17 protein-coding genes are annotated in these 19,718 nt (G+C 68.5%); 15 read left to right on the top strand and 2 right to left on the bottom strand.

From position 1 onward, the window contains the following. Window positions 1-82: 82 nt before the first annotated feature. On the bottom strand, window positions 83-1,096 hold the full coding sequence (locus J7654_RS14815; protein WP_245195516.1) for a polyprenyl synthetase family protein: 1,014 nt from the start codon (window positions 1,094-1,096) through the stop codon (window positions 83-85). A gap of 111 nt (window positions 1,097-1,207) precedes the next feature. Here J7654_RS14815 and J7654_RS18375 point away from each other — a divergent pair, with 111 nt between their 5' ends. The 12 genes from J7654_RS18375 (at window position 1,208) to J7654_RS14760 (ending at window position 13,088) form a co-directional block, all read left to right on the top strand. Next, window positions 1,208-1,426 (top strand): putative signal transducing protein, encoded by a 219-nt coding sequence (locus J7654_RS18375; protein ID WP_245195515.1) that lies wholly within the window; start codon window positions 1,208-1,210, stop codon window positions 1,424-1,426. After that, complete coding sequence (locus tag J7654_RS14810; RefSeq protein ID WP_209736645.1) at window positions 1,413-2,192, top strand: methyltransferase; 780 nt, start codon at window positions 1,413-1,415, stop codon at window positions 2,190-2,192. The genes J7654_RS18375 and J7654_RS14810 overlap by 14 nt, the downstream gene beginning before the upstream one ends. Window positions 2,193-2,253: 61 nt before the next feature. Further along, window positions 2,254-3,117, top strand: a complete 864-nt coding sequence (locus J7654_RS14805; RefSeq protein WP_209736644.1) for a S49 family peptidase — start codon at window positions 2,254-2,256, stop codon at window positions 3,115-3,117. Between the two features lie 64 nt (window positions 3,118-3,181). Beyond that, window positions 3,182-3,376 carry a hypothetical protein gene (locus tag J7654_RS14800; RefSeq protein ID WP_209736643.1) on the top strand — a complete coding sequence of 65 codons (195 nt, stop codon included), beginning with the start codon at window positions 3,182-3,184 and terminating at the stop codon, window positions 3,374-3,376. A gap of 64 nt (window positions 3,377-3,440) precedes the next feature. After that, window positions 3,441-4,388, top strand: coding sequence for a glycine--tRNA ligase subunit alpha (locus tag J7654_RS14795; RefSeq protein WP_209736642.1), 948 nt, complete (start codon window positions 3,441-3,443; stop codon window positions 4,386-4,388). A 64-nt stretch (window positions 4,389-4,452) separates the two neighbouring features. Then, window positions 4,453-5,346, top strand: a complete 894-nt coding sequence (gene ypfJ, locus J7654_RS14790; RefSeq protein WP_209736641.1) for a KPN_02809 family neutral zinc metallopeptidase — start codon at window positions 4,453-4,455, stop codon at window positions 5,344-5,346. A gap of 77 nt (window positions 5,347-5,423) precedes the next feature. Further along, the gene (glyS, locus tag J7654_RS14785) at window positions 5,424-7,550 is read left to right on the top strand and encodes a glycine--tRNA ligase subunit beta (RefSeq protein WP_209736640.1); all 2,127 of its coding nucleotides are present in this window, start codon (window positions 5,424-5,426) and stop codon (window positions 7,548-7,550) included. Window positions 7,551-7,886: 336 nt separating this feature from the next. Then, window positions 7,887-9,446, top strand: a complete 1,560-nt coding sequence (locus J7654_RS14780) for a glycoside hydrolase family 25 protein (protein WP_245195514.1) — start codon at window positions 7,887-7,889, stop codon at window positions 9,444-9,446. Between the two features lie 110 nt (window positions 9,447-9,556). Beyond that, window positions 9,557-9,790 carry a hypothetical protein gene (locus J7654_RS14775; RefSeq protein WP_209736639.1) on the top strand — a complete coding sequence of 78 codons (234 nt, stop codon included), beginning with the start codon at window positions 9,557-9,559 and terminating at the stop codon, window positions 9,788-9,790. Between the two features lie 112 nt (window positions 9,791-9,902). Continuing rightward, window positions 9,903-10,865: an L-threonylcarbamoyladenylate synthase gene (locus J7654_RS14770; RefSeq protein WP_209736638.1), complete on the top strand. Its 963-nt coding sequence runs from the start codon at window positions 9,903-9,905 to the stop codon at window positions 10,863-10,865. Window positions 10,866-10,913: 48 nt separating this feature from the next. Next, window positions 10,914-12,338 carry an FAD-binding oxidoreductase gene (locus tag J7654_RS14765; RefSeq protein WP_209736637.1) on the top strand — a complete coding sequence of 475 codons (1,425 nt, stop codon included), beginning with the start codon at window positions 10,914-10,916 and terminating at the stop codon, window positions 12,336-12,338. A 174-nt stretch (window positions 12,339-12,512) separates the two neighbouring features. After that, window positions 12,513-13,088: a DUF6101 family protein gene (locus J7654_RS14760; RefSeq protein WP_209736636.1), complete on the top strand. Its 576-nt coding sequence runs from the start codon at window positions 12,513-12,515 to the stop codon at window positions 13,086-13,088. A 3-nt stretch (window positions 13,089-13,091) separates the two neighbouring features. Here the strand turns inward: J7654_RS14760 and ubiA are convergent, their stop codons facing one another. Beyond that, complete coding sequence (gene ubiA / locus J7654_RS14755; protein ID WP_377946371.1) at window positions 13,092-14,072, bottom strand: 4-hydroxybenzoate octaprenyltransferase; 981 nt, start codon at window positions 14,070-14,072, stop codon at window positions 13,092-13,094. Between the two features lie 147 nt (window positions 14,073-14,219). Between ubiA and purD the strand changes: the two genes are divergently transcribed. From purD to J7654_RS14740, 3 genes are all read left to right on the top strand, one after another. Then, window positions 14,220-15,470, top strand: coding sequence for a phosphoribosylamine--glycine ligase (purD, locus tag J7654_RS14750; RefSeq protein WP_209740590.1), 1,251 nt, complete (start codon window positions 14,220-14,222; stop codon window positions 15,468-15,470). An 80-nt stretch (window positions 15,471-15,550) separates the two neighbouring features. Beyond that, entirely contained in the window at window positions 15,551-17,818 is a 2,268-nt protein-coding gene (locus tag J7654_RS14745; protein ID WP_209736634.1) for an acyl-CoA dehydrogenase, read from the top strand. 98 nt (window positions 17,819-17,916) lie between these two features. Continuing rightward, window positions 17,917-19,707 (top strand): acyl-CoA dehydrogenase family protein, encoded by a 1,791-nt coding sequence (locus J7654_RS14740; RefSeq protein WP_209736633.1) that lies wholly within the window; start codon window positions 17,917-17,919, stop codon window positions 19,705-19,707. The last annotated feature ends 11 nt before the right edge of the window (window positions 19,708-19,718 follow it).

Genomic DNA, 19,718 nt, shown 5'->3' with positions numbered 1-19,718 from the left:
CGTGCCCGCGAATTGGGAGCGCCGGCAGGCGTGCAGATGTCAGAATCGGCGCCCAGAGTGACGTTTTTACGGCCGGGCCCGGTCAAACGATCCGGTCTATGCAGAAATCGACCACATCGGCCAGCGCCTGGCGGGCGGGAGACGGCGGCAGGCTCTCCACCGCTTCGCGCGCGCTCGCGCCGTAGCCGCGCGCCCGCGCCTTCGTTTCCTCCAGCGCGCCGTGGCGGCGCAGGAGGGCGGCGGCCTCCTCGAGCGCCGCGTCGTCGTTGCGCCCTTCCTCCATCGCGCGGCGCCAGAAGGCGCGCTCGCCCTCGTCACCCCTGGCGAAGGCGAGGATCACGGGAAGCGTGATCTTGCCCTCGCGGAAGTCGTCGCCGACATTCTTGCCGAGCGCCTGGGCCGAGCCATCATAGTCCAGCACGTCGTCCACGAGCTGGAAGGCGAGGCCGAGGTCTCGCCCGTAGCGGCGCATCGCCACCTGCATGGCCTCGTCCGCCCCGGCGATGACGGGGCCGACCTCCGTGGCAGCGGCGAAGAGAGCGGCCGTCTTGGCGTCGATCACGGCGAGATAATCGGCCTCGCTGGTCGTCATGTGCTTGGCGGCGGAAAGCTGCCAGACCTCGCCCTCCGCGATCACGGCCGAGGCGTTGGAGAGGATGGCGAGCGCGCGCATCGAGCCGACCTCCACCATCATCTTGAAGGCCTGGCCGAGCAGATAGTCGCCCACCAGCACGCTCGCCTGGTTGCCCCAGATCGTGCGCGCCGTCTCGGTGCCGCGCCGCAGGTCGCTTTCGTCCACCACGTCGTCGTGCAGCAGGGTCGCGGTGTGCAGGAACTCCACGCTGGCGGCGAGCTTGACGTGATTGCCGCCCTCGTAGCCGAAGGCGAGGGCCGAGGCGATGGTCAGCATGGGGCGCAGACGCTTGCCGCCAGAGGAAATCAGGTGCTCCGCGATCCGGGGGATCAGTTCGACATTCGACCCCGCCATCGACAGGATCAACGCGTTGACGCGCTCCATGTCCGGGCGGGTGAGGCCGACGATCCCTTCGATCGACGCACGCCGCCGGTCTTGGGCGAGGGGTGTGGCTGCGCTCACGACGAACCTCCATTGCTGGAGCGGGGGATAGCTGCCCACAGGCCGGGCGGCAAGGGCACAGAAAGCAAAGGCTCGCTTGCGGCCGGGCGCGAATCGGAGGACACCTCGCTGATGCTCGAGCTCCTGCGCACCACCGACGCCGTTCTCATCTCCTTCGTGGACGCCCTCCTGAAGGACGCCGACATCCCGCATATGGTGGCGGATGGCCATATGAGCGTGCTCGACGGCTCCATCGGCGTCCTGCCCCGCCGCGTGCTGGTGGAGGCGGAGCGCCTCGACCAGGCGCGGCGCCTGTTGAGGGACGCCGATCTGGGCCATGAGCTTTCCTGACACCGGCCCCACGCGGATCGATGCCTTTTTCGGCGGCGCGTTCCACCTGGTTCAGCCGGATGGCTGGGGATACCGCTCCGGCCTCGATGCGATGCTGCTGGCGGCCTGCGTCGATGAGGCACAGGGCGGGCGGGCGGCCGATCTCGGCGCCGGCGCCGGCGCCGTGGGGATCGGCGCCGCGGCACGGGCGCAGGGCCTGCATGTGACCTTGGTGGAGAAGGAGGCGGCGATGGCGGGGCTGGCGCGGGCTTCGCTCGGTCTGGCGCAGAACGCGGCGCTGGCCGGCCGCCTTCACGTTTGCGAGATGGACGCGCTGGCCCCGCGCCCGGCGCGGGAGGCGGCCGGGCTTCCCGATGGCGGGTTCGGCCTCGTCCTCACCAATCCGCCCTTCTACCCGGCCGGCCATCGCGCCTCGCCGGACGCGCCGCGCCGCGCGGCGCTGAGCGCGCCGGATGAGGATTTTCTCGTTCGCTGGGTGCGGGTCGCGGCGGCATTGCTCGAGCCTCGCGGCCGGCTGGCTCTTTTGGCCAGGCCGGCGGACCTGCTCGCGGTGCTGGAAGGCGCGCGCAACCGCCTCGGCTCCCTGGCCGTGCTGCCGGTGCACACGCGGCCCGGCCCGGCGACGCGAATGCTCGTCAGTGGCGTGCAGGGTTCGCGGCGGGAGATGGCCGTCCTGCCGGGGCTCGAACTCTTCGGGCAAGGCGGGCGGGAGAGGCTCGACGCCATCTCGGCGGGGCAATACCGGATCGACGGCCTGTCCGCCTAGCGAGCGGCCCGATGCAACCCTACATCGGCGCGACCGACAATCGACCAAGAGGCGTTCTTGCGTGGCCAGTTCCCTGACGAGATTCCTTCCCGCGCGCTTCCGGAAGAACGAGGTGGTCATTCCCGTGGTGCGGATTCACGGGGCGATCATGGCCGGCGGCGGGCCGCTGCGGCAGACCGTTTCCATGGCCGCCGTCGCGCCGCTTCTCGAAAGGGCCTTCGCTAACAAGGCAGCGCCGGCCGTCGCCATCCAGATCAATTCGCCCGGCGGCTCGCCGGTGCAGTCGAGGCTGATCCACAAGCGCATCCGCGACCTCGCGGCCGAGAAGAACAAGGAGGTCGTCGTCTTCTGCGAGGACGTGGCGGCGTCCGGCGGCTACATGATCGCCTGCGCGGGCGATGTCATCGTGGCGGACCCCTCGTCCATCGTGGGCTCCATCGGCGTGGTTTCGGGCGGTTTCGGCTTCGTCGACCTCCTGGGGAAGATCGGCGTCGAGCGCCGCCTGCACACGGCCGGGCAGAACAAGGCGACGCTCGACCCGTTCAAGCCCGAGAGGCCGGAGGATGTGGAGCATCTGAAAAGCCTTCAGCTCGACATTCACAAGGTCTTCATCGACCTGGTGAAGGAGAGCCGGGGTGCACGGCTTTCCGATGACCCGCAACTCTTCACCGGCCTCTTCTGGTCCGGCGGCCGGGGCGTGGAATTGGGCCTCGTCGATCGCCTCGGCGACCTTCGCTCGGTCCTGCGCGAGCGCTACGGGCCCAAGGCCAAGCCCGTGGTGATGCAGGCCAAGCGCAGCCTGTTCGGCACCCGGCCCGGCGGCCCCGGCATCCTCGCCGATCCGGCGGCCCTCGGAGGCGGCGCGGTGGAGGCGCTGGTGTCCGTGGCCGAGGAGCGGGCGCTCTGGGGGCGCTACGGCCTCTAAGAGCGTCCTCAGTCGCCTTTACTTCGCCGTTCTCCCCCAACATAGTCGCAGGCGAAGGGTCATCATGGTCGAACTCATGCCTCCGTTTGTGCTTCTAGGGATTGTCGGCGCTGCCGCCTATTACGGCTTGCAGCGGATGAAGAAGGACGCCGTGCGCGTGATGGAACGCAACCGGCGCGCCGAGATGGAGACGCGCACCGGCGCCCACGGCACACTGGTGCGCGGCGAGGACGGGGTGTACCGCATCCGCAAGGATTGACCCCTCGCGGCTCGCCGTGGCAACGAGCGGCCAGACCGCCCGTTTCCCAGCCGAAAGCGCTCCCATGTCCGATCCCGCACCGCATATGCGGCCCGAACGCTCCTTCCAGGGGCTGATTCTCGCGCTGCATCGCTACTGGGCCGATTACGGTTGCGTCGTGCTTCAGCCCTACGACATGGAGGTGGGCGCAGGCACCTTCCATCCGGCCACGACGCTTCGCGCGCTGGGGCCGAAATCGTGGAACGCGGCCTATGTGCAGCCTTCGCGCCGCCCCAAGGACGGGCGCTACGGCGAGAATCCCAACCGTCTCCAGCATTACTACCAGTATCAGGTGATCCTGAAGCCGAATCCCACCAACCTGCAGGAGCTTTATCTCGGCTCTCTGAAGGCCATCGGCATCGATACGGGCCGCCACGACGTGCGCTTCGTGGAGGACGACTGGGAAAGCCCGACGCTGGGCGCCTGGGGGCTGGGCTGGGAGTGCTGGTGCGACGGCATGGAGGTGTCGCAGTTCACCTATTTCCAGCAGGTCTGCGGCATCGAATGTGCGCCTGTGGCGGGCGAGCTGACCTACGGGCTGGAGCGTCTGGCCATGTATGTGCAGAATGTCGACAACGTCTACGACCTCAATTTCAACGGCCGCGAGGGCGATGAGAAGGTGACGTATGGCGACGTCTTCCTTCAGGCCGAGCAGGAATATTCGCGCTTCAATTTCGAGATCGCGGACACGGCGATGCTGCTGAAGCATTTCGACGATGCGGAGCGGGAGTGCGCGGCGATCCTGGCCGCCGGCGCGCCCTCGGCTTCGGCCAACGTCGCCCTGCACCGCTGCGTGCTGCCGGCCTACGACCAGGCCATCAAGGCCAGCCACGTGTTCAACCTCCTCGATGCGCGCGGCGTGATCTCCGTCACGGAGCGGCAGAGCTACATCCTGCGCGTGCGCACGCTGGCCAAGGCTTGCGGCGAGGCATTCCTGCTGACGGAAGCGGGCGGCGCGAAGATTGCGGCCTGACCCCCGTCGCCGTCCGGCGCCGGCGCGCTAGTTTCGTCTCGTCCCGCAGACAAGGAAAAGTGCCATGCAGTGGAGAGGCCGTCGCCAGAGCAACAATGTCTCCGACCGGCGCGGGAGCGGCGGGGGCGGTTTTCCCGGCGGCCGGGGCGGGGGAATGCGCATCCCCATCCGCGCGGGCGGCGGCGGGGGCATCGGCTTCCTGCTGATCATCGGTGCGATGTGGCTGTTCTTCGGCATCAACCCGCTGGCTCTGCTCGGAATGGACGATGGCGGGGGCCAGCAGCAGACCTCCTCCACCGGGCCGGGCATCCAGGGAACGCCCGATGAGACGGACGACTTCATCGCGACCGTGCTGGCCGATACGGAGGACGTGTGGAACGCGCGCTTCCAGGCCATGGGCGAGACCTACCCGGAGCCGACGCTGGTGCTGTTCACCAACAGCGTCTCTTCCGGCTGCGGCTTCGCGGGCTCGGCGACGGGGCCGTTCTACTGCCCCGCCGACCAGAGCCTCTATCTCGACCTCGGCTTCTTCCGGCAGCTCGCGCAGGATCTCGACGCGCCGGGCGAGTTCGCGCAGGCCTATGTCATCGCTCACGAGGTGGGCCATCACGTGCAGAACGTCACCGGCATCCTGCCCCGCACGCAGCGGGTGCGGCAGCAGATGTCGCAGGCCTCCGCCAACCGGGTTTCGGTGCTCACCGAGCTTCAGGCCGATTGCTACGCGGGCATCTGGGCGCACGATGTGGGCGGGCTCGGCTATCTGGAGGCCGGTGATATCGACGAGGCGCTGAATGCGGCGAGCCAGATCGGCGACGACAGGCTCCAGCGCCGCAGCCAGGGCGAGGTGGTGCCCGATTCCTTCACCCATGGCACTTCGGAGCAGCGGCAGACCTGGTTCCGGCGCGGCTATGAAAACGGCGACATGGAAGCCTGCGACACGTTCGAAGGCCAGCTTTAGAGCCTGTTGCTTGCAATCGGGCGAGGGGCGTGGTGTTTGCCGGTGCAATCGCACACCCTTTCATAGCGTAGCTTTCGATGCCCGATCTGCTTCTCGAACTTCGATCCGAAGAAATCCCCGCGCGTATGCAGCGCAAGGCGGCGGGTGACCTGAGGAAGCTCGTCACCGACGCGCTGGTGGAGGCGGGGCTGACCTATGAGGGCGCGCGCGAATACTGGACGCCTCGTCGCCTGACGCTCGACATTCGCGGGCTCGAAGCGCGATCCAAGGACATGCGCGAGGAGCGCAAGGGCCCCAAGGTCGGCGCACCGGAAAAGGCGATCGAGGGCTTCCTGCGCTCGGCGGGACTCTCCTCTATCGACGAGGCGCAGGTCCAGTCCGACAAGAAGGGCAAGTTCTACGTCGCCGTGGTTCACAAGCCCGGCCGCACCGCCGAGGAGGTGGTCGCGCAGGCGATGCCGGCTATCCTGCGCGATTTTCCCTGGCCGAAATCCATGCGCTGGGGCGCGGCCTCGCGCCAGCCCGGCTCGCCGCGCTGGGTGCGCCCGCTGCAATCGATCCTGTGCGTTTTCGGGCCCGAGGTGGGCGAGACGGCGGTGGTGGATTTCGAGTTCGCCGGTGTGCGCTCCGGCGACACGACCGTGGGCCACCGCTTCCACGCGCCGGGCGAGATCAAGGTGCGGCGCTTCGACGACTATATCGCCAAGCTGGAAAAGGCGCGCGTGGTGCTGGATGCCGAGCGCCGCAAGTCCATCATCCGCGCCGATGCGCAGAACCTTGCCTTCGCGCAGGGCCTCGACGTGGTGGAGGATGAAGGCCTCCTGGAGGAGGTCTGCGGCCTCGTGGAGTGGCCCGTGGTGCTCATGGGCGAGTTCGAGGAAGCCTTCCTCGCCATCCCGCCCGAGATGATCCGCCTGACCATCCGCGCCAACCAGAAATGCTTCGTCACGCGCCGGCACGGGCAGGAGGGGCTGGCCAACAAGTTCCTGCTGGTCGCCAATATCGAGGCGGATGACGGCGGCGCGGAGATCGCGCGCGGCAACGGCAAGGTCGTGCGCGCCCGCCTTTCCGACGCGCTCTATTTCTGGCAGACCGACCAGCAGGACCTGCCGGACCTTGCCGCGCTCGAGACGTCCGGCGAGGCGCTGGGCCTCGATCTCGCCAAACCTCTCGACCAGCGCATGGCCAAGCTCGACGCGCTCGGCGTCACCTTTCACGCCCGGCTCGGCACGCAAGGGGCGCGGGTGCGGCGCATCGCGGCGCTGGCGCAAACCATCGCCCCGCTCGTCGGCGCCGATCCGGCGCTCGCCGCCCGCGCCGCCGTTCTGGCCAAGGCGGATCTGACGACCGAGGCGGTGGGCGAGTTTCCCGAATTGCAGGGCCTGATGGGCCGCAAATATGCCGGCCTGCAAGGCGAGCCGGAAAGCGTGCAGGCGGCCATCGAGGACCATTACAAGCCGCTCGGCCCCGGGGACCGCGTGCCGGCCGAGCCGGTGGCCATCGCCGTGGCGCTCGCCGACAAGCTCGACACGCTGGTGGGCTTCTGGGCCATCGACGAGAAGCCGACCGGGTCGAAGGATCCCTATGCGCTGCGCCGCGCCGCGCTGGGCGTCATCCGCATCGTGCTCGACAACGCGCTCCGCGTGAAGCTGGGCAGCCTCATCCCCTCCGGCGACCTCCTGTCCTTCTTCCATGACCGGCTGAAGGTGCAGCTTCGCGAGCAGGGCGCGCGCCACGATCTGGTGGATGCCGTGCTTTCGGGCGAGGCGGGCGGCGGGGCCAATGACGACCTCCTGGATATCGCCACGCGCGTGGAGGCGCTGGGCCAGTTGCTGGGGTCGGCCGACGGGCAGAACCTTCTGGCCGCCTATCGCCGGGCCGCCAACATTCTCGCCGCCGAGGAGAAGAAGGGCACGCGCATTGCCGGGGAGCTCGACCTTGCGCGCCTCGTGGAAGAGGAGGAGCGCGTCCTCGCAGGCGCCGTCGATCGCGCCGAGATCGAGCTGGACGAGGCCCTGAGCACGGAGAGCTATCCCCACGCCACCGCAGCGCTGGCGCGCCTCCGGGCGCCTGCGGATGCGTTTTTCGAAACGGTTCTCGTTAATGCGGAAGATGAGGACTTGCGTGCTAACCGACTGGCTTTGCTATCTCGCATACGGGTTGCCACCCACCGCGTCGCGGACTTCTCGAAGATCGCTGGCTGACGACCGCCCTCCCGAATCTGTGAACGCCATCCGTTTCGAAGGCCAGCCCGGCGCAAGCCGTGGCTGGCCTTCTCGATTCGTGGGTTCGTGAACGGAACAGCGGGTCGTTCCACGCTCACGGGAACGTGATTGCAGCGCCCGCAGGTTGACAAAAACCTGCGTCATCAAAAGCACTTATCGCAGTCGCGAAGCGCCGAGCGGGCTTCGTGAACGGAAATCTCTGTACGCATCCGGCTGCCCCTTGCGGGTGCCAAGCATGGGGCAGATCGCCCGGCAGGGGAGCCAGTTTCGCTGGCTCTTCGAGCCTTGCCGCGCGACGACGAGGGGAACTCCTGTATGCTGAAGTTGAGCGCGGCCGTTTCGGCCGCCGCCCGATGGTCTTTCGCTCTGACGGTGGGCGGCCTTCTGATGGGGGCGCCGGGCGCCCAGGCGGAGTGGAACGAGCCGTGGAAGAGCGAGGATCGCGCCCTCGTCATCGACGCCTATGAGTTCAACCCGATCAACTGGGCCGAGATGACCAGCGACGAGCGGATCGCCGGCTTCATCAACAAGGCCTCGGACGGCCTGCCGCCCTCCTGGACCTGCCGTGGCCTTTCAGGCGACGATGAGCGGCTTTGCAAGAACCGCTGGTGGAAATATTCGGTCACGCAGGAGCTGTATTTCACCCGTCGCGAGATGGCCAAGATGCTGGGTCTGAAATGGGGTGCCTATCATCTCGGCCGGCCCGGCAACCCGCGCGAGCAGGCCGACCATTTCGTCGATTTCGCCAAGCCCGAACCTGACGAATTGATCGCCATCGACATCGAGGACAACGATCCCGAAAAGTGGATGTCGCTGGAGGACGCGGAGATCTTCGCCGATCAGATCCGCGTGCGCCTCGGGCGCTATCCGGTGCTCTACACCAATGGCTCTACGGCCGAATACGTCTCGCGGAACGCGGAGAAGTATCCGCTGCTGTCGCGCCTGCCGCTCTGGTATGCGCGCTACCGCAACGACATCACCGGCCTCTTCCCGGAAGAGACATGGCCGAGCTACGCCCTCTGGCAGTTCGCCTCCATGCACAATTGCGGGCCGCGTAGCTGCCCTTACCGCGTGAAGGGCACGAAGACGGATATCGACGTCAACGTCTCGCCTCTGACGGTGGCCGAGCTGAAGGAGGCTTGGCCGTTCGACGACCTGATCGGCGACGCACCGCCGCCCGCGCCCATGGTGGACGAAGGCGCCCTGATCGCCGAACTGGCGAAGGAGGGCGGGGATACGGTCGAGATCGTCGGCAGCATCGTCGCCGATGCTGCCGCAGCCTCCAACAATGCAAGTCCCGAGGAGGTCGACGAGGCCCGCGACATGATGCTGGCTGCTTATGGGCCGCCCGCGGAGCGCTCGACGCTCGATCCGCTGGCCCTGCTCACCGAAGTCGCCCGGCAGGAGCATCGCGGCTCCACGGTGCAGCCCGCGCTTTCGGCGCTCACAGGCACGCCGCGCGTCGAGCCGGACATGCCGGCCGATACAAGGCGTCGCTTCGCCCCCTTGCGCACCCATGAGGTCTCGGCCGGCCTGATCGACGCGTTCGGCCAGTTGCAGGACGAGATGAAGGGCGTGACGCAGGTTCTGAACCCGCCCGCAGATGCGCCCCACGGCGATGAAGCGTCCGATCTGCAAGCCACGGCGCCGCAGTCGTCACCGGGCCTTGCTGCCGATGCTCCTCAGGCGGCGACCTTGGCCAGATCGCGGATCGCCGAGCGGCTGCGGCGGGGCGAGGGCGTGCTCGGCTCGCCGGCGGAGGAGGAGGCGCAGGACGGCCCGCGCGCCGAACGAACCGGCGAACTGGCGGGGGGGCGCGCTCTTCTGGCTTCCGTGGAGGCGCGTATCGCGCAGGCCTTCACCGCCACGCGGTGATCTGCCCGGTTCACCCTGATCGCTTGCCTGCGGGAACCATGCGCAGGCTCGGTTGTTTTCGCTGCCGAGCCAGCCGCTCATCCGGCGGCGGCAATGCGTAAAGGTGTATCATGGGTAGAGCAGTTGGGTGGATCATCGGCCTCGTCATCGTCGTCGCGGTGGCATGGATCGCGTTCATGATGGTGGATGTGGACGTGACGCAGGAAGGCCAGCTTCCCGAGGTGAGTGTTTCCGGCGGCCAGATGCCGGAAGCGGACGTCAATGTCGGCACGGTCGATGTGGGCTCCGAGCAGCGCACGGTCGAGGTGCCGAGCATCGAGGTGAACCCGCCGGCCGATAATTGAGCTTGCTCTCCCGTTAGGGAGGCGAACGCCGGGCCTTCTTCGGGGGCCCGGCGTTTTCGTTTTCGCGCCCGCCCGCCTTGGAGGCGGGCACGCGCCGGTCTATGGCACGGGGATGGATACGCGAATTCTTTCCGCGCAAGCGCAGGGCGCTATTGATGAGGCGGTGCGGTGCCTCGGCGCCGGGGGGCTCGTTGCCGTTCCCACCGAGACGGTCTACGGCCTCGCGGGCGACGCGATGAACGGGCAGGCGGTGGCGCGGATCTTCGAGGCCAAGGGGCGGCCCTCCTTCAACCCGCTGATCGCGCATGTCTGCGACCTGGACATGGCGCGGCAGATCGCAGCTCTCGATGCCGTCGCACTCGCGCTGGCCGAGCGCTTCTGGCCGGGCCCGCTTACGCTCGTCCTGCCGCTGGCCGCCTCCGCGCGCGTGCATCCGCTGGTGACGGCGGGCCTTTCCACCGTCGCGGTGCGTATGCCGAAGGGGCCGGCTTCGGAGATCATCCGCCGGCTAGGCCGTCCGCTCGCCGCGCCCAGCGCCAACCGCTCCGGCCGCGTCAGCCCCACCACGGCCGATCATGTGAACCGGAGCCTCGGCGGGCGCATCGAACTCATTCTCGATGCCGGGCCATGCGCCTTCGGGCTCGAATCCACCATCGTGAAACCCGAGGGCGGGGAGCTTCTCCTGCTGCGTCCGGGCGCCGTGACGGTGGAGGAGATCGAGGACGCCATCGGCTTGCCGCTGAGGACCGCTTCCGGGAGCGGAATTCAGGCGCCGGGACAGATGGCCTCGCACTACGCGCCGGCCGGGCAGGTGCGGCTCGAGGCTCGCCATGTCGAGGCGGGGGAGCACCTTGTCGCCTTCGGGTCGGGCCGGGTCGAGGGAGAGGAGAAGGCGGCCTCGCGGATCGACCTGAGCCCCGACGGCGACTTGCGGGAGGCCGCCGCGAACCTCTTTGCCGCCCTGGCCCGGCTCGACGCGCCGGACGTGGAGCGCATCGCGGTCATGCCGATCCCGCGCCATGGCCTCGGCCTTGCCATCAACGATCGGCTCGCGCGTGCCGCCGCCCCGCGTTGAAGGCTCGACGCGGCGGGTGACCGAGCTATGATGCGCGCCATGACGAATATGCCTGATTCTCCTCCGCTGTCCCCCGACCTCATCGCCCGCTTCGCCGCCGTCGTCGGCGAGGGCAACGCGCTGACCGATCCGGACCTGATCGCTCCCTATCTTCGCGAGGAGCGCGACCTCTACGAGGGCCATGCGGGCCTCGTGCTGCGCCCCGGCTCGGTGGAGGAGGTCTCGGCCATCCTGCGGCTGGCGAGCGAGACGCGCACGCCCGTGGTGCCGCAAGGCGGCAATACGGGCCTTGTCGGCGGGCAGGTGCCGCTCTCGGCCGGCGAGGTGGTGGTGTCCCTCTCGCGCATGAACAGGATTCGCGAGGTCGATGCCGTCGGGCGCACGATGACGGTGGATGCGGGCGTGGTGCTCCAGCGCGTGCAGGAGGCGGCGGACGAGGAGGGGCTCCTGTTCCCCCTGTCGCTCGGCTCCGAAGGCTCGTGCCAGGTCGGCGGCAATCTGGCGACCAATGCGGGCGGCACCGGTGTTCTGGCCTATGGCAATATGCGCGAGCTGTGCCTTGGCATCGAGGCCGTGCTGCCCTCGGGGGAAATCCTGCACGGCCTGCGCAGGCTGAAGAAGGACAATCGCGGCTACGACTGGCGTCAGCTCCTGATCGGCGCGGAGGGCACGCTCGGCATCATCACCGGAGCGGTCCTCAAGCTCGTGCCACGCCCGATGGGGCGGGAGGTGGCCTATATCGGGCTGGCCTCGCCGGAGGCGGCGCTGGAGCTTCTGAAGCGGGCGGAGCGGAGGGCGGGAAGCCAGCTCACCGGCTTCGAGATCGTGCCGCGCATCGGTATGGAGTTCACCATCCGCCACACGCGCGGCGCGCGCGATCCGATGGGCGAGCCGCACGATTGGTACATCCTCATGGAAATCTCCTCCTCGCGCTCTGCCGAGGACGCGCGCGAGACCATGGAGGCCATCCTCGAGGCGGCCTTCGAGGCCGGCGAGGTGGAGGACGCCGCCATTGCCCAGTCGGTCTCGGACGCCAAGGACTTCTGGCGGATGCGCGAGGAGCTGAGCTGGGCGCAGAAGCCGGAGGGCGGCTCGATCAAGCACGATGTGTCCGTGCCGGTGGCGCTCGTACCGCAGTTCCTGCGCGAGGCGGGCGAGGCGGTGATGGCCGCCATCCCCGGGGCGCGCGTCGTTTCCTTCGGGCATCTGGGCGACGGCAACATCCACTACAACGTCTCCCAGCCCGTCGGCGCCGACAAGGCCGCCTTCCTGGAGCGCTGGGGGGAGGTGAACGGCATCGTCCACGCCATCGTGGCGCGGCTGGGCGGCAGCTTCTCGGCCGAGCACGGCATCGGCCAGCTCAAGCGGGACGAGCTGGCGCGCACCAAGGAACCGGCGGAGATGGACCTGATGCGGGCCATCAAGGGCACCTTCGATCCTTACTCGATCATGAACCCGCGAAAGCTGATTTAAGTTTTCCGCAAAGTGTCGAAATGATAACCTTGAATTTGGTCAGCTTCACTTAACCGACTTTCTTAGCCTGCCTGCAAGAGGCGGCCTGTAGTTTCGGCTCAACAAGGCCGGGAACACATCGGCCGCACCGACAGGACCGGATGCAAGTCCGGACAACAGGCAGAGGCTTCGATCATGAGCTCGGTCATCAACAGCAGCGCCCCGCGTCCCGAATGGACCAACGTTCCCATCCGCCTCGATCCGGCGTTTGCCGACAAGCGCCAGACCTTCGAGATGATGGACGGGGAGGAACTCGTCAGCTACCGCGTCGATCGCCGCGGCGCGGTGGTCCGCCGGCGGCTGGAGAATAGCAGGGTGCCCGTCTCGGTGGCGCTCGCGCCCCGCGCCTTCAAGGGCGTGGCCGCCCGCGCCATGGAGGACGGCGCCGGCAAGGTAACGGTGACGCTGGAGCTGCACCATGCGGACCCGAAGCTTTCCGTGCCGTTGCTGGTCGCTTGCGACCTCTTCGACGTCGCGGCCGACTGGCGCGGCTGGTCCGAGCTGTTCAGCCTTCCGATGCTGATGGTGGAGGCGGACGGCAGCGTCACGCCGCTGGAGGAGACGCTGGGCCGCGTGCGCGCCGGTGAGCCGCGCGAGCGCCGCCGCAACGCCTCGCGCCAGCGTCGCCCCCGCTTCCTGGCCCGGCGCAAGCCCGGCGGGCTGGGCCTGCGCATGATGGTGAGCGGCGAGGAGATCATCGCCCGCTCCTGATGCTTAGTAAGCGAAGGGGAAGGACAGCATCCACAGGGCGGAAAAGACGAGGCCCAGGAAGATGATCCAGCCGAAGAGGGCGTTCGACTTGAAAAGCTTCAGGCACTGTTCCCCGTCGTCGATGTCGAGCGTCCGAATCTGCCAGATCATCTGGCCCGCGCCGATGGCCAGGCCCGCATAGGCGGGCCAGGTGGGGCCGCCGCTGCCCGCGCCGGTCAGGGCGAAGGCCGTCGCGAAGCAGAGGATCGCGCCCAGATAGAGGATCGCGAGCGCCGGCTTCGTGCGTTCGCCGAACAGGCGCGCGGTCGAGCGCACGCCGACGAGCGCGTCGTCCTCCCGGTCCTGATGGGCGTAGATCGTATCGTAGCCGATGGTCCACAGGATGGACCCGGCATAGAGCGCCAGCGCCGCCAGGCTCAGCGAGCCCCAATAGGCGGCCCAGCCCATCAGTGCGCCCCAGGAGAAGGCGAGACCGAGGCCCAGTTGCGGCCAGTCCGTCACCCGTTTCAGGAACGGATAGATCGCCACGGTGGCGAGCGAGAGAATGCCGAGGCCCACCGCGAACAGGTTGAACTGCAACAGGACGGCCAGTCCGGCCAGCGACTGGAGCACCAGGAACATTTTTGCCCGCCCGCGAGAAACACGGCCGGAGGGCAGGGGACGCGAACGGGTGCGCGCGACCTGTGCGTCCACCTTGTGGTCCACCAGGTCGTTATAGGTGCAGCCGGCCCCGCGCATGGCGATGGCGCCGATGAGGAAAAGCGCCAGGTGCCACAGGCTGGGAAGGCCCGTATGCACGGCCGAGGGCGCGGCCCATTGCGGTGCCAGCGCGGCCGACCACCAGCACGGCCACATGAGGAGCTGCCAGCCGATGGGACGGTCCCACCGCGCCAGTTGCGCATAGGGCCAGAGCACGCGGGGCAGCGCGCGGTAGACCCAGTTGTACGAGGGCGCGTCGGCCACGCGCTCGCCGGAGTGGACCATTCGGTCGGACCAGTTCTGCATGGTTGTGAGAAAGGCCGGAACGGCGGGGGCGTCAAGCTCTTTCGGCCCGCAAATGCTTGACCGCCGCCCGCCGTCCCCCGTAATCGGGCCGCGACGACCGCTTACCGCAAAGGGCATGCAATGGCGCTGGACGTGCTTCTCATCGGCTCCGGAGGGCGCGAGCACGCGCTGGCCTGGAAGATCGCCCGTTCACCGCAGCTCGGCCGCCTCTATGCCGCGCCCGGCAATCCCGGCATCGCGCAGGAGGCGCGGATCGTCGATCTGGACATCGCCGACCATGCGGCCATCATCGACTTCTGCGTCTCGAACGGCATCGGCCTCGTGGTCGTGGGCCCGGAAGCGCCGCTCGTCGCCGGGCTGGCGGACGATCTGGAGGCCGCTGGCCTGACCGTCTTCGGCCCCAGCCGGGCTGCGGCCCAGCTCGAAGGCTCCAAGGGCTTCACCAAGGAGCTGTGCGACAGGAAGGGCATTCCCACGGCGGCCTATCGGCGCTTCGATGCGCTGGAGCCGGCGCGCGCCTATGTAAGCGAGACGGGCGCGCCCATCGTGATCAAGGCGGACGGGCTGGCCGCCGGCAAGGGCGTGACCGTCGCCGAAACGGTGGAGGAGGCGCTGGCGGCGCTGACAGCCTGCTTCGCCGAGCCAGGCGCCTCGGTGGTGGTGGAGGAGTGCATGGTGGGCCCGGAGGCCAGCCTGTTCTGCCTCTGCGACGGAACGCGGGCGGTGTTCTTCGGCACGGCCGAGGACCACAAGCGCGCCTTCGACGGCGACAAGGGGCCGAACACGGGCGGCATGGGCGCCTACTCGCCCTCCCTGCTGATGACGCCGGCGCTGATCGAGCGCGCCATGGCGGAGATCGTGCGCCCCACGATGGAGGGCATGGCCGAGGCGGGCACTCCCTTCAAGGGCGTGCTCTACGCCGGCCTCATGCTGACCGCCGACGGGCCGAAGCTCATCGAATACAATGCGCGGTTCGGCGACCCGGAGTGCCAGGTGCTGATGATGCGGCTGGAAAGCGATATCCTGCCGCTGCTGCTGGCCAGCGCCAGGGGCGACCTCTCGGGCGCGCAGCCCGTGTGGAGCGAGGACGCGGCGGTCACGGTCGTCCTCGCCAGCCGGGGGTATCCGGGCGCCTACGAGAAGGGCACCCCGATTCTCTCGCTGCCGGAACCGGGCGAGGGCGCCCTCGTCTTCCACGCGGGCACGCAGGCGGCCGGCGGGGCGCTGGCCGCGCAGGGCGGGCGCGTCCTGAACGCCACCGCGCGCGCCGCCGGCGTGCCGGGCGCGGTGCGCAAGGCTTACGAGCTGGTCGATGCGGTGGACTGGCCGGGCGGGTTCTGGCGCACCGACATCGCCCACAGGGCGGCGGGCGGCTGAAACGGCAGAAGATGTTTTACCCGCTGGACATTTTTTCCGCTCTCTTACGTTAACGGGAGAACAGCACGGGAGAGAGCGCCATGTCGTTTCGCAGGGAAAGGCTGACAAAGCCCATCTATCGGTGGGCCAAGGGCGCGCTGCCGTCCATCTCCGAAACGGAGGCCAAGGCGATCGACGCCGGCACCGTGTGGTGGGACGGGCAGATCTTCTCCGGCGCGCCCGACTGGGACAAGCTCCTCTCCATGCCGCCCGCGAGGCTGAACGAGGAGGAGCAGGCCTTCCTCGACGGGCCGGTCGAAGAGCTGTGCGGGATGATCGACGACTGGAAGGTCGCCCATGAGGACCACGACCTTTCCCCAGAGGTCTGGGACTTCCTGAGGGCGAAGAAGTTCTTCGGCATGATCATCCCGAAGGAGTATGGCGGCCTCGGTTTCTCCAACACGGCTCATTCGGAGGTGGTGCGCAAGGTTTCGTCCGCCAGCGTGGTGGCCGGCGTGACGGTGATGGTGCCGAACTCGCTGGGGCCGGGCGAGCTGATGCTGCATTTCGGCACGCAGGAGCAGCGCGACCACTGGCTGCCGCGCTTGGCCGACGGGCGCGAAATTCCGTGCTTCGGCCTCACTTCCCCGCAGGCGGGCTCGGACGCCGCCGCGATGACAGATACCGGCGTGGTCGAATATGGCGAGCACGAGGGCGAGCGGATGCTCGGCATCCGCCTGAATTTCGAGAAGCGCTACATCACGCTTGCGCCCGTCGCGACGGTGATGGGCCTTGCCTTCAAGATGCGCGACCCCGACAATCATCTGGGCAGGGGGACCGAACTCGGCATCACCGTGGCGCTGATTCCCACCGACACGCCGGGTGTCACGACGGGCGAGCGCCACGTGCCGCTTTCCACCTATTTCCAGAACGGGCCGATCCACGGGCGCGACGTTTTCATTCCCATGGAGTGGATTCTGGGCGGGCAGGCGCAGATCGGCGAGGGCTGGACCATGCTGATGACGGCACTGGCGGCGGGGCGCGGCATCTCGCTGCCTTCCCAGTCCGCCGCCGCCTGCGCCATGGCCGCGCGCGTGACCGGCGCCTATGCGCGGGTCCGCACGCAGTTCAACATGCCCATCGGCCTCTTCGAGGGCATACAGGAGCCGCTGGCCGAAATTGCCGCCAACACCTACCAGGTGGACGCGGCCCGCCGCCTGACCGTCGCGGCGCTGGACGAGGGGCATCGGCCCTCCGTCGTCTCGGCCATCATGAAGTACAACGCCACCACGCGAATGCGCGAGACCATCACGCACGCGATGGACATCCATGGCGGCAAGGGCATCATCGACGGGCCGAGGAACTATCTCGGCGCGCAGTACAAGTCGCTTCCCATCGGCATCACGGTGGAAGGCGCCAATATCCTCACCCGCAGCCTGATGATCTTCGGGCAGGGCGCCATCCGCGCCCATCCCTTCATGCTGAAGGAGATGAAGGCGCTGACCGAGCCCGAGGAGGACAAGGCGCTCGACGCGTTCGACAAGCACTTCTGGGCGCATGTGCGCCACGCGGTGACGAATGCGGGCCGGGCGTTCCTTCAGGGCTGGACCGGGGGGCTCGTGGCCCCCGCGCCGCGCCATGCGGCCTTTACGGGCCATTGGCGGCAGCTCTCGCGCCATTCGGCTGCCTTCGCGCTTCTGGCCGACCTGTCGCTCCTGACGCTGGGCGGTGCGCTGAAGCGGCGCGAGATGATTTCCGGGCGGCTCGGCGATATCCTGTCCGAACTCTACCTCCTCGCCGCCACGCTGAAGCGCTTCGAGGGGGACGGGCGGCCTGAGGTGGACAAGCCGCTGGTCGAGTACGTCATGCAGCGCGGCTATAACCGCATCGGCCTCGCCTTCGACGGCGTGCTCGACAACCTGCCCTCCCGCACGGCGGCGCTTGCCACCCGCTTCATCGCCTTTCCGCTGGGCATCTCCTACGCCGCACCGCCGGACGAACTGGTGACGGAGGTGGCCAGCATCCTCATGCGGCCATCCAGCCAGCGCGACAGACTGACGCCGGACCTCTATCTCGGCGCGCGCCATGGCGCGCATCCGATCAAGGATCTGGAAGCGGCCTTCGAGCTTGTCGCACGCGCCGCGCCCGCCGCCGCCAAGCTGCGCGAGGCGAGGATAGGCGATCCGGCGAAGGCGCTGGAACAGGGCATCATCGCGCGGGAGGAGGCCGATCTCCTGCGGGAAGCGGCGGCGGCGACGGCGAAGGTCATCGAGGTGGATGCCTTCCCGATGGCCGACGTCTCGCCCATTGCCGCCCAGCACGGCCGCGAGACGCGAGGGGAGCGGGGGCGCGCGGAAGCGGCGGAATAGGCCCTAAGGGGGCGGAGCAGCCGCCCGTGCGCCCGATTGACGTTTACGTTCACGTGCATTAGCGCTCGTGTTGTTGGCACGGATCCGGGGAGGATTTCATGTACAAGGCGCCCGTCGAGGAAATCGGCTTTGCCCTGAACAAGGTGGTCGGCCTGGAGGACGCGCTCGCGCGCGGGCTTCATGGCGAACTGACGCCCGATCTGGTGGATGCGATCCTGATCGAGGCCGGCAAGTTCGCCGAGGACGAGATCGCGCCGCTGGCCGAGACGGGCGACCGCGAGGGCGCGCGCCTGGAGGATGGCGCCGTTACCACGCCCAAGGGATGGGCCGGGCTCTATACGCGCTGGCGCGAGGCGGGGTGGAACGCGCTGACGGGGCCGGAGGCCCATGGCGGGCAGGGGTTGCCCACCGCGCTTTCGGCGGCGGTGACGGAGATGTGGAACAGCGCCTCGATGGGCTTCGCCATCGGCCCCACGCTCACCATCGGCGCGGTGGACGCACTGGAGACCCATGGCTCGCAGGCGCTGAAGAGCATCTATCTCGACAAGCTCGTCTCCGGCGAATGGATGGGCACGATGAACCTGACCGAGCCCGGCGCGGGCTCGGACCTCTCGGGGCTGCGCACCCGTGCCGAGCGGCGCGAGGACGGCACCTACCGCCTCTTCGGCCAGAAGATCTTCATCACCTATGGCGAGCACGACTGGACGGGGAACATCGTCCACCTCGTCCTCGCGCGGCTTCCCGACGCGCCGGCGGGGGTAAAGGGCATCTCGCTGTTCCTGGTGCCGAAATTCCTGGTGAAGGACGACGGTTCGCTCGGCGCGCGGAACGATGTGAAGTGTCATTCCATCGAGCACAAGATGGGCATTCACGGCTCTCCCACCTGCACCATGATCTATGGCGACGGCACCGGCGAGACGGGCGAGGCGGGAGCGGTCGGCTGGCTGATCGGCGAGGAGAACAGGGGCCTCGCCTGCATGTTCACCATGATGAATTCCGCGCGGCTCTATGTCGGCATACAGGGCCTGGGCGTGGCCGAGGCGGCTTTCCAGAAGGCGCTGGATTACGCAAGGGAGCGGCGGCAGGGCCGCTCGACGCTTCTGGCGAAGACCCCCGAGCGCGCGGGCGAGGTTTCGGCCATCATCGAGCATCCCGATGTCGCGCGGATGCTTCTGACCATGAAGGCGCTGACGGGCGCCGCCCGCGCCATCGCCTATGCCTGCGGCCATGCCATCGACCTGGGCCGGGTGCACGAGGGCGAGGAGGCAAGGCGCTGGAGCGAGCGGGCGAGCCTCCTGACGCCGCTGGCCAAGGCCTTTCCGACCGATGTCGGCGTGGAGGTGGCTTCGCTCGGCATCCAGGTGCATGGCGGCATGGGATATATCGAGGAAACGGGTGCCGCGCGCCTCCTGCGCGACGCGCGCATCGCCCCGATCTACGAGGGCACGAACGGTATCCAGGCCATCGACCTCGTCATGCGCAAGCTGCCTCTCTCCGATGGCGGCGCCGTCTCGGCTTATATCGAGGAATTGTCGGCGGTGGCGGAGGAGGTGCGCGCCTCCAACAGCCCGGCTTTCGGCGCGAGCGCTGAGGCGCTGGCGGAAGCCCTCGCCGACTTGCGCGAGGCGACGGGCGTTCTGCTCGACCGGTTGCGGGGCAAGGAAACGGATGCGGCGCTGGCGGGCGCGACGGCGTATCTGCGCCTTTTCTCGCTGACGGCGGGCGCGGTCTATCTCGCCAAGGGCGGGCTGGCCGAGCCCGCGCGCGAGGACCGTATCGCGCTGGCGCGCTTTGCCGCCGAGAATCTGTTGACCGAGGTCACGGGCCTGAAGCGGCAGGTTCTCGCCGGGGCCGCCGGCCTCGATGCCGCGCGCCGCGCGCTGAACTGAGCGGACGGGTC

Source organism: Aureimonas populi (assembly GCF_017815515.1).
In the GTDB taxonomy this organism is placed as follows: domain Bacteria; phylum Pseudomonadota; class Alphaproteobacteria; order Rhizobiales; family Rhizobiaceae; genus Aureimonas; species Aureimonas populi.
This window is presented reverse-complemented; position numbering and strand designations above follow the sequence as displayed.

Bases quoted from the DNA above. Each gene is read 5' to 3' on its own strand.
- J7654_RS14810 (WP_209736645.1), top strand. From the start codon at position 1,413: ATGAGCTTTCCTGACACCGGCCCCACGCGGATCGATGCCTTTTTCGGC.
- ubiA (WP_377946371.1), bottom strand. From the start codon at position 14,072: ATGGTCCACTCCGGCGAGCGCGTGGCCGACGCGCCCTCGTACAACTGG.
- J7654_RS14770 (WP_209736638.1), top strand. From the start codon at position 9,903: ATGGATACGCGAATTCTTTCCGCGCAAGCGCAGGGCGCTATTGATGAG.
- J7654_RS14740 (WP_209736633.1), top strand. From the start codon at position 17,917: ATGTACAAGGCGCCCGTCGAGGAAATCGGCTTTGCCCTGAACAAGGTG.
- J7654_RS14745 (WP_209736634.1), top strand. From the start codon at position 15,551: ATGTCGTTTCGCAGGGAAAGGCTGACAAAGCCCATCTATCGGTGGGCC.
- J7654_RS14800 (WP_209736643.1), top strand. From the start codon at position 3,182: ATGGTCGAACTCATGCCTCCGTTTGTGCTTCTAGGGATTGTCGGCGCT.
- J7654_RS14765 (WP_209736637.1), top strand. From the start codon at position 10,914: ATGCCTGATTCTCCTCCGCTGTCCCCCGACCTCATCGCCCGCTTCGCC.
- glyS (WP_209736640.1), top strand. From the start codon at position 5,424: ATGCCCGATCTGCTTCTCGAACTTCGATCCGAAGAAATCCCCGCGCGT.
- J7654_RS18375 (WP_245195515.1), top strand. From the start codon at position 1,208: ATGCTCGAGCTCCTGCGCACCACCGACGCCGTTCTCATCTCCTTCGTG.
- J7654_RS14780 (WP_245195514.1), top strand. From the start codon at position 7,887: ATGCTGAAGTTGAGCGCGGCCGTTTCGGCCGCCGCCCGATGGTCTTTC.
- J7654_RS14760 (WP_209736636.1), top strand. From the start codon at position 12,513: ATGAGCTCGGTCATCAACAGCAGCGCCCCGCGTCCCGAATGGACCAAC.
- J7654_RS14775 (WP_209736639.1), top strand. From the start codon at position 9,557: ATGGGTAGAGCAGTTGGGTGGATCATCGGCCTCGTCATCGTCGTCGCG.
- J7654_RS14795 (WP_209736642.1), top strand. From the start codon at position 3,441: ATGTCCGATCCCGCACCGCATATGCGGCCCGAACGCTCCTTCCAGGGG.
- ypfJ (WP_209736641.1), top strand. From the start codon at position 4,453: ATGCAGTGGAGAGGCCGTCGCCAGAGCAACAATGTCTCCGACCGGCGC.